This is a genomic window from Humitalea sp. 24SJ18S-53 (assembly GCF_050632385.1).
In the GTDB taxonomy this organism is placed as follows: Bacteria; Pseudomonadota; Alphaproteobacteria; order Acetobacterales; family Acetobacteraceae; genus Humitalea.
This window is the reverse complement of the sequence record NZ_CP192599.1, coordinates 2942598-2957898: the sequence shown is the minus strand read 5'-3', so window position 1 is coordinate 2957898 and position 15301 is coordinate 2942598. Positions and strand designations below refer to the sequence as shown.

The 15301-nt window shown below is 70.8% G+C and carries 12 protein-coding genes; 11 read left to right on the top strand and 1 reads right to left on the bottom strand.

What is annotated here, in order from left to right; translation table 11 throughout:
• Positions 1-144 precede the first annotated feature (144 nt).
• The 11 genes from tssB (at position 145) to ACQW02_RS14000 (ending at position 13023) form a co-directional block, all read left to right on the top strand.
• Complete coding sequence (tssB, locus tag ACQW02_RS14050) at positions 145-714, top strand: type VI secretion system contractile sheath small subunit (RefSeq protein ID WP_431280535.1); 570 nt, start codon at positions 145-147, stop codon at positions 712-714.
• 4 nt (positions 715-718) lie between these two features.
• The gene (gene tssC, locus ACQW02_RS14045; protein ID WP_431280534.1) at positions 719-2215 is read left to right on the top strand and encodes a type VI secretion system contractile sheath large subunit; all 1497 of its coding nucleotides are present in this window, start codon (positions 719-721) and stop codon (positions 2213-2215) included.
• Between the two features lie 19 nt (positions 2216-2234).
• A complete protein-coding gene (gene tssC, locus ACQW02_RS14040; RefSeq protein ID WP_431280533.1) occupies positions 2235-3731 on the top strand; it encodes a type VI secretion system contractile sheath large subunit in 1497 nt (498 codons plus the stop codon).
• A 26-nt stretch (positions 3732-3757) separates the two neighbouring features.
• Complete coding sequence (locus ACQW02_RS14035) at positions 3758-4561, top strand: type VI secretion system accessory protein TagJ (protein WP_431280532.1); 804 nt, start codon at positions 3758-3760, stop codon at positions 4559-4561.
• Positions 4561-5109: a type VI secretion system baseplate subunit TssE gene (tssE, locus tag ACQW02_RS14030; protein ID WP_431280531.1), complete on the top strand. Its 549-nt coding sequence runs from the start codon at positions 4561-4563 to the stop codon at positions 5107-5109. The genes ACQW02_RS14035 and tssE overlap by 1 nt, the downstream gene beginning before the upstream one ends.
• Complete coding sequence (gene tssF / locus ACQW02_RS14025; protein ID WP_431280530.1) at positions 5106-6935, top strand: type VI secretion system baseplate subunit TssF; 1830 nt, start codon at positions 5106-5108, stop codon at positions 6933-6935. The genes tssE and tssF overlap by 4 nt, the downstream gene beginning before the upstream one ends.
• A gap of 22 nt (positions 6936-6957) precedes the next feature.
• Positions 6958-8115, top strand: coding sequence for a type VI secretion system baseplate subunit TssG (gene tssG / locus ACQW02_RS14020; protein WP_431280529.1), 1158 nt, complete (start codon positions 6958-6960; stop codon positions 8113-8115).
• Between the two features lie 53 nt (positions 8116-8168).
• On the top strand, positions 8169-9656 hold the full coding sequence (locus ACQW02_RS14015; RefSeq protein ID WP_431280528.1) for a class I SAM-dependent methyltransferase: 1488 nt from the start codon (positions 8169-8171) through the stop codon (positions 9654-9656).
• 10 nt (positions 9657-9666) lie between these two features.
• Complete coding sequence (locus tag ACQW02_RS14010; RefSeq protein WP_431280527.1) at positions 9667-11130, top strand: class I SAM-dependent methyltransferase; 1464 nt, start codon at positions 9667-9669, stop codon at positions 11128-11130.
• 49 nt (positions 11131-11179) lie between these two features.
• Positions 11180-11935 carry an OmpA family protein gene (locus tag ACQW02_RS14005; RefSeq protein WP_431280526.1) on the top strand — a complete coding sequence of 252 codons (756 nt, stop codon included), beginning with the start codon at positions 11180-11182 and terminating at the stop codon, positions 11933-11935.
• A gap of 98 nt (positions 11936-12033) precedes the next feature.
• Complete coding sequence (locus tag ACQW02_RS14000) at positions 12034-13023, top strand: hypothetical protein (protein ID WP_431280525.1); 990 nt, start codon at positions 12034-12036, stop codon at positions 13021-13023.
• Positions 13024-13035: 12 nt separating this feature from the next.
• Here the strand turns inward: ACQW02_RS14000 and ACQW02_RS13995 are convergent, their stop codons facing one another.
• Positions 13036-15246 carry a protein kinase domain-containing protein gene (locus ACQW02_RS13995; protein WP_431280524.1) on the bottom strand — a complete coding sequence of 737 codons (2211 nt, stop codon included), beginning with the start codon at positions 15244-15246 and terminating at the stop codon, positions 13036-13038.
• Between the last annotated feature and the right edge of the window lie 55 nt (positions 15247-15301).

Genomic DNA, 15301 nt, shown 5'->3' with positions numbered 1-15301 from the left:
GCGAAGGCGGCCGTGTGGCGACAACCGGTCGTTGACGCGGGGATTTATCAAGACCTAGGCTCCGGCCGGGTTAAAACGGGCATGGGCCAACCCTTGGTCGGGAAGGCCCGCCGGTGAAGGATCGGTCCGGGGCCATCCAGGCGGATGTTCCCGGGGCCGCCGTTGAAACAGCAGTTCGGCGCATCGGGCGCCGGTTGGGGAGAGCCGATGGCCAGCGTTCATGACAAGCTGAACCGCGTGCGGAAGCCGCGCGTTCACATCACCTACGACGTCGAGACCGAGGGTGCCGCGATCGTCCGCGAACTGCCCTTCATCGTCGGCGTCATGGGCGACTTCGCCGGTGACCCGAGCGAGCCGCTGAAGCCCCTGGCCGAGCGCAAGTTCGTCCAGATCGACCGTGACAACTTCAACGACGTGATGGCGCGGGTTGCCCCGGGCCTGAACATGAAGGTCGACAACACCCTGGCCGGTGACGGCAGCCAGATGGGCGTCAACCTGAAGTTCCGCAGCATGGACGACTTCGCCCCCGCCAAGGTCGCCGAACAGGTGCCGGCGCTGAAGGCGCTGCTCGACACCCGCGCCAAGCTGCGCGACCTGATGAGCAAGGCGGATAACTCCGACCAGCTCGAAGGCCTGCTGGACGAGGTCCTGCAGGATGCCGACAAGCTGAAGGCGCTGTCCGAACAGCTCGGCCTCGACAAGAAGGAGGGCTGATCGCATGAGCGGAACCGAAGCCCAACCCGGCGCTGCCGGCACGACGACGACCGAGGACGCGGGCGTCTCCTTTCTCGACCAGGTGCTGGGGGCGACCAAGCAGACCGAGCGCGACCGCGCCCAGGACCTGATCAAGGCCCTGACCGAGGAAGCGCTGAAGGGGACCATCACCTACAGCCGCAACCTGACGCAGACCTTCACCCGCGCCATCGCGGCGATCGACGCCAAGCTGTCGGAACAGCTCAACGCCATCGTCCACAACGAGAAGTTCCTGAAGCTCGAGGGCTCCTGGCGCGGTCTCAACCACCTCGTGATGAACAGCGAGACGGGGACCAGCCTCAAGATTCGGATGCTTCAGGCCTCCAAGCGCGACCTCAACCGCGACCTGACGCGCGCGGTCGAATTCGACCAGTCCGGCCTGTTCAAGAAAGTCTACGAGAACGAGTTCGGCACCCCGGGTGGCGAGCCCTATGGCGCGCTGATCGGTGACTACGAGTGGAACAACCACCCGGATGACATCGAGACCCTGCGCCTGATGTCGAATGTCGCGGCGGCGGGCTTCGCGCCCTTCGTCTCGGCCGCCGGCCCCGGCATGTTCGGCTTCTCGGACTACCGCGAGCTGTCCAAGCCGCGCGACCTGTCCAAGATCTTCGAGACGCAGGAATACGCCAAGTGGCGTTCGTTCCGCGACAGCGAGGACAGCCGCTTCGTCACCCTCGTCCTGCCGCGCGTGATCGCCCGCCTGCCTTATGGCGCCGCGACCTCGCCGATCGAGGAATTCGCCTATGAGGAAGCGCCGTTCAATGCGGACGGTTCGGCCAAGGCGATGGAGCACAACGACTATTGCTGGATGAACGCGGCCTATGTGCACGGCGTCCGGCTGACCGACGCCTTCGCGCAATACGGCTGGTGCACGGCCATCCGCGGTGCGGAGGGCGGCGGCAAGGTGACCAACCTGCCGAACCACGTCTTCACCTCCGACGATGGCGACATGGACGCCAAGTGCCCGACGGAAATCGGCATCACCGACCGGCGTGAAGCGGAACTGTCGAACAACGGCTTCCTGCCGCTCTGCCACTACAAGAACACCGACTACTCGGTGTTCTTCGGGGCCCAGACGACCCAGAAGCCGAAGAAGTACGACCGGCCGGAAGCCACGGCGAATGCCGCGATTTCCGCCCGCCTGCCGTACATCATGGCGACCAGCCGCTTCGCCCACTTCCTGAAGGTGATGGCGCGCGACAAGATCGGCTCCTTCATGGAGGCGACGGATTGCGAACTCTGGCTGAACCGCTGGATCCAGAACTACGTCAACCCGATGGAAGGTGCCGGCCAGGAAAGCCGCGCCAAGTATCCGCTGCGGGAAGCCAAGGTCGAGGTGAAGGAAATCCCGGGCAAGCCGGGTTCCTACAACGCGGTCGCCTACCTGCGCCCGTGGCTGCAGATGGAGGAACTGACCACCTCCATGCGCATGGTCGCGCGTATTCCGCAGAAGTCCTGACCTGATCGGAGGGGGCGGCGTGTCGCTTCGGGACGCCGTCCTCTCCGGCCAGTTTTTCGGTGGCGGCGCGGCCGCCGCCGCGGTGGCCGATTTCCTGGCCGACCCCGATGCGCGCACGGTGCTGCGCACCTGGATGGGCGAGCCCCTGCTGCGCGAGATCGCCAGCGGTCGCGACCGCCGCGAGGTGCTGGAAGAGGCGCTGGACCGCGACATCGCGGCCATCGACCTGGCGATTTCCCGACAACTCGACGCCGTGCTGCATCACCCGCGCGTGGTGCGGATGGAGGGCGCCTGGCGCGGCCTGTCCTGGCTGGTCGAAGGCTTCGTGCAGGACCGCCTGGTCAAGGTGCGGCTGCTGGCCGTGCGCTGGCAGGAACTGGCGCGCGACCTGGAACGCGCCGTCGAATTCGACCAGTCGGCCCTGTTCAAGAAGATCTACGAGGAAGAGTTCGGCTCGGCCGGCGGCGAGCCCTACGGCATGCTGATCGGCGATTACGAGATCCGGCCCGGCCCGGGTCCCGGCCATCCGGTCGACGATGTCTCGGCGCTGGACTATCTCGCCGCCGTCGCCGCGGCGGCGTTTTGCCCGATCGTGCTCGCGGCCTCCCCCGCGCTGGTGGGCCTGGACAGTTTCAACGAGGCGACGACCGCCTTCTCCCTGTCGGACGCCATTCGCGGCCCCGAACGGGCGCGCTGGCGCAGCCTGGCGGCGCGGGAGGATACGCGCTTCCTGGCCCTGGTCCTGCCGCGCACCCTGGGCCGGCCGCGCTGGGATGATGACGGCACGCGCACCGACCTGTTCCGCTACCGCGAATTCGCGCCGACCGCGCAGGACCGGGTCTGGACGACGCCGGTCTATGCCTTTGCTTCCGTCGCCGCGCGGGCCTTTGCCCGCTACCGCTGGCCCGCCGAAATCCGTGGCGCCGAACCGGGCTGGGACCCCGTCGGCGGCGTGGTGGACACGCTGGTGCATGAACACTTCCGCTCCGACCCGCCCGGGCCGCCGCCGCGCCCGCCGCTGGAACTCTCGCTGACCGACGAACAGGAACGCCAGGCGGCGGAGGCCGAGTTGATCGCCCTCTGCGGGCTGGACGGCCTGCCGGAGGGGTCCTTCGGCGCCGTCCCCAGCCTGCATCGCCCGCCGAAGATGACGACCCAGGTGGCGGATGCGAACCAGCGCATTTCCTCCCAGCTCAACAGCGTGCTCTGCGTCTCGCGCTTCGCCCATATCGTGAAGCTGATGGGGCGCGACATGGTCGGCAGTTTCATGGCGCCGGGCGATGTGGAATTGCGGCTGCAACAATGGCTGAACAAGCACGTCAGCGGCCTGGGCGGCGGTGGCGATGTCGCATCCCGCTATCCGCTGCGCGACGCGCGCGTGGAAGTGCGGGAAAAGCCCGGCAAGCCCGGATCCTACGGCTGCACTGTCTATCTGCAGCCGCATTACCAGTTGGATGAGGTCGGAGCCTCATTCCGACTCGTCACCGACCTCAGCGCCGCGCGGGCCGCGGCCTGACCAGCAGACAAAGGGAAAAGACCACGATGGCAACGGCGGGCGAGGCGTTCAAGGCAGGGGATCTGGCGGCTGCGGTGGCGGCGGCGCAAAGCGCGGTCAAGGCGGCGCCTCGGGATTCGGGGGCGCGCTGGCTGCTCGCCGAACTGATGCTGTTTGCCGGCGATGCGGAGCGTGCCGACCGCATGCTGGATGCCGCCGTGCTGGACGACCCGTCGCCGGCGGTGCTGGAATTCCGCAAGCTGCTGCGCGCCGAAGTCGTGCGCCAGCAGGTCTGGAACGAAGGCCGCGCGCCGAAGTTCTCGGGCGATGACGCGACCGATGCCCAGAAGGCGGCGATCCGCGCCTCCGTCCTCGCTCGCGCGGGCGCTGCCGAGGAAGCCGTGGCCGAGGCGCTGGTCGCCGAGGAAGCCCGCACCCAGGTCGCCGGCGAGGCCGAACTGGCCGATGGCACCATCATCGCCTTCGATGATTTCCGCGACGCCGACGACCTGATGGCGCCGATGGTCGAAGTGCTGACCACCGCCGGCGAGCATATCCTGGTGCCGACCGACCGCCTGGTGCTGCTGGAATTCGAGGCACCGCGCCGCCCGCGCGACCTCGCCTGGCGCCGCACGACGATCGAACTCAAGGATGGCACCGAGGGCGTGGTCTATATGCCGACCCTCTACGCCGGTCCGCCCGGGCAGCCCGACCCGATCCGCCTCGGCCGCGTCACCGAATGGACCGAAGGCCCGGGGCCCGTGCGCGGCCACGGCCAGCGGCTGTTCCTGATCGGCGAGGAAGCGATCGCCCTGGCCGACATCGCCGCGATCCGCTTCAAGACCGACTGATGAGCGAGCGGTACGGCGGGGAACGCGGCGGCGATCGGGCCTCCGGCGGCAGCACGGGCGGCGTGCGCGGTGGCGGCCTGCGGGTCCGCCTGCCGCTGCTCGACCGTCTGCTCGACGCCGACCCCGGCGCGCCGAACGACCCGCCGTTGACCCCGGCCTTCGCCCTGGAAACGCTGCGCACGGCGGTGCGGCGGGACCTTGAATCGCTACTGAACGCACGCCGGCGGCGGTGGCCCTTGCCGGTCACGACGCCGGAACTCCCGCATTCACCGCTCGGCTACGGCATCCCCGACGCAACCTCCGGCGCCTATGCGCTGGAGGAACGGCGGCATGCCCTGGCGCAGGAGGTCGAGCGCGTGATCCGCCGCTTCGAACCGCGGCTGCTATCGGTGCGCGTGACCCTGAAGGAAAGCGGCAGCGAGTTGGACCGCACCCTGCGGCTGAAGGTGGATGCCGTGCTGCGGACCGACCCGATCCCAGAACCCATCAGCTTCGAGACGGTGGTCGAGGCCGTGTCGCACGAGGTCCGCGTGGCGGAACGCACATGAGCGAAAGCCTGCTCGCCTTCTACAACCGCGAACTCGCCGCCCTTCGGCGCCTGGCGGGGGACTTTGCTGAAGCCTACCCCAAGGTCGCGGGGCGGCTGCGCATCACCACCGATGGCACGGTGGACGATCCGCATGTGGACCGGCTGCTGGAAGGTGTCGCCTTCCTGGGCGGGCGCGTGCAGCAGCGCCTGGAAGACGAACTGCCCGAGATCACCGACGCGCTGCTGGAACTGCTGTCGCCGCATCTGCTGGCGCCGGTGCCCAGCATGACCACGGTGAAGCTCGCGCCCAAAATCGAATCGCGCGGCCCCGCCGTGGCCCCGCGCGGCACGCCGCTCGAAACCGAACCGGTGCGGGGCGAGCCCTTGCGCTTCGTCACCTGCCACGACGTGACCCTGTGGCCCGTGACGATCGAGGCCGTGCGCCTGATGGGCCTGCCGCTTGCGGCCCCCGCCAATCCGCGTGCCCCGGGTGCGGGCGGCTGCCTGCGGCTGACCCTGCGCACGCTGACGCCGGACCTGACCTTTGCCGAGACCGGGCTGGACAAGATCCGCCTGCACCTGCGTGGCTCGCCGCAGGTCTCGGGGGGCTTGCATGAACTGCTCGCGACCGCCTGCGTCGGCATCGCGCTGGCCAATGGGCCGGGCGACCCGTCGCCCACGCTGATCGGCCCGGAGAATTTGCGCGCCGTCGGTTTCGAACGCGAGGAAGCGGCACTTCCCTGGCCACGCCGTGCCTTCGACGGGCATCGCCTGCTGACCGAGTATTTCGCCTTCCCCGAGAAATTCCTCTACCTCGACCTGGAGGGGCTGGAGGCGCGCAGCCTGATGCAGCGTTCCGACCGGATGGAGGTGTTCATCTACCTCTCCCGCACGGCGCCGGAACTGGAACGCACGGTCGCCGCCGACTCACTGGCGCTGCATTGCACGCCGGTGGTCAATATCTTCCCGCAGCGCTGCGAACCGATCGCCATGGATGGCACGCAGTCGGACTGGCTGGTCATCCCCGACGCGCGGCGCCCCGCGGCCCTGGAAGTCTATAGTATCGAGGGCGTGCGCGAGAGCCGGCCCGATGGCGCCCGCCGCGCCGTGCTGCCCTTTCATCGCCTCGCCCGCGACGGCGCGGCGGAGGAGGAGACGGCACCGTCGCAATGGATCGCCACCCGCCGCCATGCCCCGGCGCCGCTGACCGGCACCGAAACCCGCATCATGCTGCGCGACAACCACTTCGACCCGCAGGCCCCGGCCGATGGCGTGCTGACGATCGAGGCGATGTGCCTGAACCGGGACCTGCCGGAATTGCTGCCCTTCGGCGGCGGCCAGCCGCGCCTGCGCATCGCCGACCCGGCCAGCCCGGCGAGTGCGGCCGATTGCATCTCCGCTCCCACGCCCACCTTGCGGCCCAATCTGCGCGAACGCGGCGCCTGGCGGCTGGTGTCGCACCTGGCGCTGAACCACCTGGGCGTCATGGGCGGCGAACAGGCGGCCCTGGCGCTGAAGGAGATGATGCGCCTGCACGACCTGCGCGACGCGCCGGAAACGCGCAGCGCGATCGCGGGGCTGGTGTCCGTCACGGCCGGCCCCGGTGTCGCGCGCATTCCTGGCCAGCGGCCCGGGGTTTTCGTGCGCGGGCTGGAGGTCACGCTGACCTTCGAACCCCAGGCCTGGAACTCCGGCGGGCTGTACCTGATGGCGGCGGTGCTGGAACGGTTCCTGGCGCTGCAAGTCTCGGTGAACGGCTTTGTTCGCACCCGCGCGGTGCTGCGCGGCCGCGCGGCCCCGGCCGCGACCTGGGCGCCGCGCAGCGGCACCCGGGTGTTGCTGTGACGATGGCTTTGGCGCGCGGCTGATGATGGGGGACGATCCCGACGCCACGCTGCCGCCGACGCGGCGCCCGCCGCCGGATGCGGCGCCCGCGCCAACGGATGCGGAGACGCTGTCCGCGATGCTGGCGAGCCCGCCGCCATCCGACGCCGAGGCCCTGGCCGCCGTGCTGGCATCCCCACCGGCGCCCACCCCGCCGGCCCCCAGCCTTCCGGCCCCCCCCGCCACGCCCGCCTGGCGGCCCGCGCCGGCGATGAGCCCGCTCGCCCGCTTGGTCGCGGAACCCGGGCGCTTCGACCTGGACCAGGCGTCCTTCGTCATCGCGCCGGGGAAGGACCCGGTCACGCTGCCCTACCGCACCGTCGCACGGCTCGGCCTGCCGCTGTCGGAGGTCGCTGCGGCCGATCCCGCGACTGGCGAACTGACCGCGCCGACCTTTGGGCTGATCGGGCCGGGCGGCACCTTGCCGCGCCACTACACCGCCACGACCGGCGCCGAATTGCGCAAGCGCAGCCGCGCGCTGCAAGCCTTCTTCGACATGCTGGCGCGGCGCTTCACCGGCATGTGGGTCCGTGCCGGCAGCAAGTACCGCCCGGCGCGCGACCCGGTGCCGGCCGAACGCGCGCTGGATGCCGCGATCGGGCTGCATACCCCGGGGCTGGACGGGCGGCTGGCGGTGCCGGCCGCGGCGCTGCGCTACCACGCGGGGCATCTCGCGGCCCGCACGCGCAGCGTCGAACGCCTGCGCGCCATGCTGGCCGAGGAAGCCGGCAGCGAGGTGACGATCGAGGAATTCGCCGGCGGCTGGCTGCGCCTGCCGGCGACCGAACAATCCCGCATGGGCCGCGCCTTCGCAGCCCTCGGCGTCGATGCCGCCGCCGGGGCGCAGGTCTGGGACCCGCAGGCGCGCTTCATCATCCGGCTCGGGCCGATGGATGCGGCGGCCTTTGCCGGGCTGCTGCCGGGGCGGCCGCTCTTCGCACGTCTCTGCGACCTCACGCGGCTGTTCGTGGGACCGGAGCAGGAATTCGTGCTCAATCCCATCCTGTCGCCGTCCAGCGTGCCGGCGACGATCCTGGGCGGTGCCGGCGCGGGGCGGCTTGGGCTGACCTCGTGGATGGGCTGCTCAACACCACGCCGCAGCCCCGCCACCGACGCCTATCTTCGCCCACCCCCGATGTAGCGTGCCGCCTGACCGCTGCACGATGTTCCACCAACCGAGGATACGACCAGAACATGACCGAGTGGAGCCGCGGCTACGTTGCCGACAGCCTTTACACCGTCTCCTATCAGGCCGGTCAGGCGCCGGCGCATCTGGCGCTGGCCTGCGCCATGGTCGGCGTGGAATGGCAACCCCGCCCGGACATGACCGTGGTCGATATCGGCTGCGGCCGGGGCTTTTCGGTCAATACCCTGGCCGCGTCGAACCCTGGCTGGACGGTCGTGGGACTGGACTACAATCCGGCCCAAATTGCCGAGGCCGCCGGTGTCGCCGAACGCGCGGCCCTGGCCAATGCGATCTTCGTCGAGGCAGACCTTGCGTCGATGACCGAGGCCGAGATGGACCGCATCCCCTTGATCGATGTCGCCATGCTGCACGGCGTCTGGACCTGGGTCGGCGATGATGTGCGGGCCGGCATCGTGCGGCTGCTGGCGCGACGGCTGAAACCGGGGGGGATCGCCTATTTCGGCTACAACGCGCTGCCGGGCTTCGGCCGGGACATGGCGCTGCAACGGCTGTTCCGGCACGTCTCGGCGCTGCAGTCCACGGGCAATTCCAACCAGCGCGCCCATGCCGCGATGGACACGGTCAAGGCGCTGCACGCGACCAAGCCGCGCCAGCTTTATGAAACCCCGATGCTCAAGCGCATTGCCGAGGACGACACCCCCATCGATGGCGCCTATCTCGCGCATGAGTTCCTGACGGACCACTGGCGCCCCGTCTTCCACGAGGATCTTTGCGCGGCCCTGGCCCCCGCCAAGCTGGAATTCGCGACAAGCGCGACGCTGTCCGAGAATATCCCGGACCTGATCTTTGGCACCGAGCAGCGCGAGGTGTTCGAGCGCATGCCAAGCGGCCCGTCGCGCGAGTTCATGAAGGACCTGTGCATGGCGCGGCCGTTCCGCCGCGACATCTTCGTGCGCGGACTGCGCCGGACCGATCATGTCGCCGCACTGGACCGTATTCCGGTGGCACTCTGCCGTGGCGTGATTCCGCCGGAGTTGAAGATCGTCGTCCAGGTCGGAATCGCCGAACTGACCCCGCAAATGTGGGAGCCGATCTCCAAGGCCTTGCTGGAGGGGCCGCAGACCCTCGGCTACCTGCGCAGCCTGCCGGAGGGGCGGAAACCCAACCCGGCCGAACTGCTGGCCATGCTGGATGGCTGCGGCGTGGTGATGCCGGTGTTGCGCGACAGCGGCCCGACGCCCGAAACCCAGCGCTACAACCGCGTCGCCGCCGATACCTATGCCGAGGGCGGCGTCGGCCGTGGGCAATTCGCCCTGGCCTCACCGGTCGCGGCCGGTGGTGTGCCATGCACCTCGCTCGAACTCGCCGTCGCGGTGGACCCCGATGTCGCGGCCGGCACGCCGCCGCCGCCGGAAACCCTGGCGCTGCGCCTGCTGCCGAACCTGGATGAGGAGGGGTTGCGCCGCGGCGCCGCGGTGATCGCCGAAATCCTCGAGGAGCGGACACCGGTCTGGAAGCGCTTCGGCATCGTCTAAGCGCTTGCCGGTGACCGGCTGGAACGGCGGCTACCCGACCGACACGACCTATGGCATCGCCTGGCAGGCGGCGCAGACGCCGCTGCATGCGGGGCTTGTCTGCGCCCTGGCCGGCGTGGACTGGCAACCGCGTGCCGAGATGGTCGTGGCCGACATCGGTTGCGGCCGTGGGTTCGCCGCGGGCGTCCTGGCCGCGGCCAATCCTGGCTGGACGGTCATCGGCCTGGACCACAACCCGGGCCACATCGCCGAAGCACGCGACCTGGCGGCCCGCGCCGCCCTGCCCAACGCGCGCTTTGTCGAGGCCGATCTCGGCACCCTGTCCGATGCCGCGATCGACGCCTGGCCCCTGCTCGATGTCGTCATGGTGCATGGGGTCTGGACCTGGGTCTCCGATGCCGTGCGGGCGGGGATCGTCCGCCTGCTGGCGCGGCGGCTGAAGCCAGGGGGGATCGCCTACCTCGGCTACAACGCGCTGCCGGGGGCGGCGCCGGATTTCGCCCTGCAACGGCTGTTCCGGCATTTTGCCGGCGCGGCCCCGGGTGGTTCGGCCGAACGCGCGGCGGCGGCGGTCGAGGCCATCCGGCACCTGGCCGCGACCGCGCCGCACCACCTGCCGCGCACCGCCATGCTGCAACGCATCCTGGACCCGGCGAGCGGGTTGGAGCCGGCGTTCCTCGCCCACGAATTCCTGACCGACCATTGGCGCCCGGTGTTCCAAGCCGATCTCTGCGCGGCGCTGGCGCCGGCCCGGCTGTCCTTTGTCGGCAGCGCCAATTTGTTCGAACACCGGCCGGCGATGGTCTTCAGCCCCGGACAGGCCGCGGCCATGGCCGGTATCGCGGGGGATGAGGTCCTGAAGGACCTGTGTCTCGCACGCCCGTTCCGCGCCGATGTCTTTCAACGCGGTCCCCGGCCGATCGACCGGAGCGCGGCGCTGGACCGCCTCCTGCTCGTGGCCGCGTCAGTGGTGCGGGGGGAGGGACCACGCCTGACCACGCCCACCGGCATCGCGGGCCTGCCGGCCGAGGCCTGGGCGCCGATGGCCGCGGCCCTGGCGCAGGGGGTTTGCCGCCTGGGCGATCTGCGGCGCCTCGGCCCCGCGATCGATCCCGCCGATCTGCTGGTGCTGCTGGAGGGCAGCGGCGCGGTGCTGCCCGCCGCCGCCTGGGCGGGGCCGGTGGCGCCGGCCAGGCGCTTCAACCAGGCCGCCGCCGCCATGCTGGCCGCTGCCGGCGAGGCTGGCGGGCAATTCGCCCTGGCGGCCCCAGTGGCGGGCGGCGGGCTTGCCTGTTCGGCGTTGGACCTGGCCCTGGTGGGGGCGATCCTGGACGCCGGCCGGGCGGAGGCGCCCGATCTGGCGGTCCGGCTACGCCCGGGCCTGGATGCGGCGGGGCATGCCCGCGCCGCCGCGCGCATCGAAGGACTTCTGGCTGAACGATTCCCCGTGTGGAGGGGACTTGGCATCCTGTAGCGTAAGAAATTCCGTGATAGGCTGGGTCTAACCCAATCGGGAGATGTTCATGTTTCGCGCCCTGCTTCTCGCTTCCGCCGCCCTCTACGGCCTGGCGGCCCTTCCCGCGGCCGCTCCGGCCATGGCCCAGACCGACCCCGCGGCCCTCGACCTGATCAACCGCCTGCGGCCCTCCACCGGCGGCAGCACCACGCGCGGCATCCGCATGCCGGGCAGCGATGTCGGCACGGCGGCCCCCGCCGCTCCGGTGGTGCCGGCGCAGTCCACCACGCCCGAGTATATCCAGCAGTTGAACCCCGACGGCGGCACGCGCGGCATTCGGATGCCCGGCACCGATACGGGCACCTCGACCCCGCCGGCCGCCGTGGCGCCGCCGCCCCCGCGCGCGGCTGCCGCCAGCCCGCGCCCGGCGGCACCGCCGTCTGAAATTCGTGAGACGACGGCCCCGGCCGGCGTCGCCGCGGCCTCGCTGACGGTGAATTTCCCCAGTGGGTCGGCCACGCTGAGCCCGGCCGCGATCGCGGCGATCGCCCCGCTCGGCCGCGCGCTGAACGACCCGGCGCTGGCCCCCTTCCGCTTCCGGATCGAGGGTCATACCGACACCGTCGGCGATTCCGCGCTGAACGCCGCCTTGTCGAAGCGCCGGGCCGAAGCCGTGCGCGACTACCTGATCCGGCAGTACAACGTCGCCCCCGTGCGGCTTGAAGCCGTCGGCCTCGGCGAAAGCCAGTTGCTGATCGCGACGCCCGATCAGGTGCCGGAGCAGCGCAACCGCCGGGTCCAGGTGCTGAACCTCGGCAGCTGATGGCTTGGCGCGCGTTGCACCATGATCCGGTGGCTGGGTGACGGCATGCCATCGATGGGTGGGCCACGGCCCGCCCTGCGATGGGTTAGGCGGACGTGATGGCCCCCGATGACGATGCCACCGTTCGCCTGTCGCCCGCCGTCGCGGCGTCGCTGACGGCGCCAGAAGCGGCGCCGCCGCACCGGCACGGCCGGCGCGCCCTGATCTGCGGGCTTTGCCTTGGTGCCGCCGGTGCGGCCGGTGGTGCCTGGTGGTGGTCCCGCCGGGCGGCGGGCCCCATGATCGCCGATATCCCGGATGCGCCGCCGGCGGTCACCCCGCCCGCGGCGGTCCTGCCGCCCGAAGGCCCGCCGCTGTTGGACCGCGCGGCATTGCTGGCCCATCGCGCGAGGGTTCCGACAGCGATGCGCTGGTCCGCCAATCCGCTGGTCTGGGTGCTCGATTTCCCCAGCCTGGATGCCCAGGGCCAGGCGATGAACCGCGCCGCCGCCCTGCTGGAAAAAGCCCGCACGCCGCGTGACCGCGTGCTGGATGATCAGGACCTCGCGGCGGCGATCCGGGCCGATCGGCGCACGCCCGCCAATTGGTACTTTGGGCATAATTACCGTGGCAGCGACCTGGTGCGGCTGTTCACCCTGGCGGCGCAGGCCGAACTGCGCCTGAACCCGCAAGAAGCCTGGGTGGCCGAGCAATTGGCGCTGTCCCGCCAGATCGATGCATCCCGCGACACGGCCTTCCTGACGGTGGTGGCTGAAGGCGACCACGTCGATGCGGCGATCCGCGACAGCGTGCTGCTGCACGAACTCGGCCATGGCCAGTTCTTCACCATGCCCTTCTTCGCGGCGCATGTGGTGCGGGTCTGGGAACGTGGCTTCCAGGATGCGGAACGCGCCGCGATCCGGCGCTTCCTGGCCGAGGACGGCTACGACACGACGCAGGAGGAACTGATGGCCAACGAGGCCATGGCCTATCTGCTCTATACCCCCGATCGGCGCTTCTTCGATCCGGCCCGCGACCTGGGCTGGAGCGATGCACAGGCCGACACTCTGCGCGCCATGCTGCGCGCGGGCGCGCCCGCCGAACCCTGACCCGCCGCCGCGTCAGCGCGCGGCGGTTTCGATCACCAGCGGCCGGATGGCGACGCGGCTGCCGGCCTGGCGGGCCGCGTTCAACGCCGCCGACAGGGCGGCGATGTAGTCGGCTTGCGGCTCCACCAGCGGGCGGTTGGTGCCGAACAGCGGCCGCTCGCTCGCGACCGCGACCAGCAGGTCGGTGCCGAAGGGTTCGTCCACCTCCCAACCCGGGAAGCCGGCGCGCGGTTCGCCCAGGCGCACGGTGGCACCCGGCCCATGGGCGGCGGAGGGCACCAGATGCGCGACCTCCCCCGAGGCCATGAAATAGGCGACGTACAGATGCGCCGGCCAGGATGGCATGGTCACGTCGAAGCGCAGTAACTGGCCCTTGATCAGCGGCATCGATCCGATGACGCCGACCTGGGGCGCCGCATCGGGCGCGGCCAGGACCGGGCGCAGCGTGTCGAAGCTGGCGCAATAGGGGCCATCGAAGGACTGGACCCCCAGGCTGACCGCCGAAAGGGGGATGTCGCGCGCGTTCAGCGCGCGGCGGATGGCCGCGTCGTCGCCGCGCCGGGCGACGCCGCGCAAGGTGAGGCCATTGGCGGTCGAACCGGCGGCGATCAGCGCGCAGGACGGGGCGGCGGCGGCGGCCGCGGCCGCGGCCGCGAAATCCAGCCGCGGCGGTTGTACCAGCGCCAGTTGCTGCGGCGGCGCGCTGGGCGTCAACAATGGCGGCGGCGGGGCTGGCGAGACCTGGGGCGCGGGCGGGCGCTGCGGCATGGCGACGACGGGCGGGGGCGCTTGTTCCACCGGCGGCTTCTGGGCGGCTGGCGGTTCGACAGGGGCCTGCGCCAGCGGGGCTGGTTGGATCGGGGCCGGCTGCACCGGGGTCTGCTGCACCGGCGTCTGCTGAACTGGGGCCTGTTGCACCGGGGCCTGTTGCACCGGAACCGGCGGGGTCGCCACGGGGGCCTGCTGCACCGGGGTCGGCACCGGCTGCGTGGGCGTTGGCGGCACGACCGGTGCCAGGATGGGGGGCGCGGGCTGCTGCGGTACTGGTTGCAGCAGGGCCGGCGCCACGGGGGCCAGCACGGGGGCGGTGGGGGCCGGCGGCTGGATCGTGACGACCGGGGGCGCCGGCGGCGTCGGGGGCTGTTGCAGCGCGATCTGGCTGGGCGGCACCGGCGACGGGTCTGGCACCGGACGCAGCATCAGGAAGGCCGCGACAGCCGCCGCCCCGGCCACCGCGACGCCGCCACCGATCATCAGCACCGGCGATCCCTTCCTGGGTGCCTCGCCGGTCTTGGCTGGGGTCTTGGCCTGGGCCTGGGCCGGCGGTGCCGCGGCGGGCGGGCGGGTGCTGCCCGCCACGATCGTCGCATCCGAATCAGCCATCGGCAGGGGCGCCGGCTGGGACGGCGCGGTCATCGCGGTCCGGATCGCATCGGCGAAGGCGGCCGCACTCGCCCAGCGGTCTTCCGGCCGCTTGGCCAGCGCCTTGGAGATCACCGCATCGAAGGCGCGCGGCGCCGTCACCGCCAGCGACGAAGGCGGCGTCGGTTCGGTATGGATCGCCTTGTGCATGACGGAGGAGAACCCGCCCTCGAACGGCTTTTCCCCGGTCAGCAACTGATAGAGCATCACGCCCGACGCCCAGATGTCGGCGCGCGCATCCACCGTCTCGCCGCGCAACTGCTCCGGCGCCATGTAGGATGGCGTGCCCATGACCGTGCCGACCTGGGTCATCGACGAGTTTTCCAGCCGCGCGATGCCGAAGTCGGCGATCTTGATGGTGCGGTCGGCGGCCAGCATGATGTTGGCGGGCTTGATGTCGCGATGCACGACGCCGCGCTTGTGGCTGTAGTCCAGCCCGGCCAGGGTCTGGTCCATGATCCGCCCGACCTCGGGCAGCGGAAAGCGCTCGCCGCGGTCCAGGATGTCCTTCAGCGACCCGCCTTCGACGAGTTCCATGGCGATCCAGGCATTCTCGCCATCCTCGCCATAGTCATAGACGGCGACGATGTTCGGATGCGTCAGGCGCCCCGCGGCCTGGGCCTCGCGCTTGAAGCGGGCGAGGGATTCGGCGCCCTCGACATCGCCCGCCGGAGGCTTCTTGAGGATCTTCAGCGCCGCGCGGCGCTCGATCACCGGATCCCAGGCATCCAGCACGACGCCCATGGCGCCGGCGCCGAGGCGGCCGCGGATCTCGTATTTCCCGACAGTCTCGAAAGCCATCCGCGCGCGATCCTCGCCCAGAGCATTTTCAAGTCAGGTGGACTCACCTGACGAC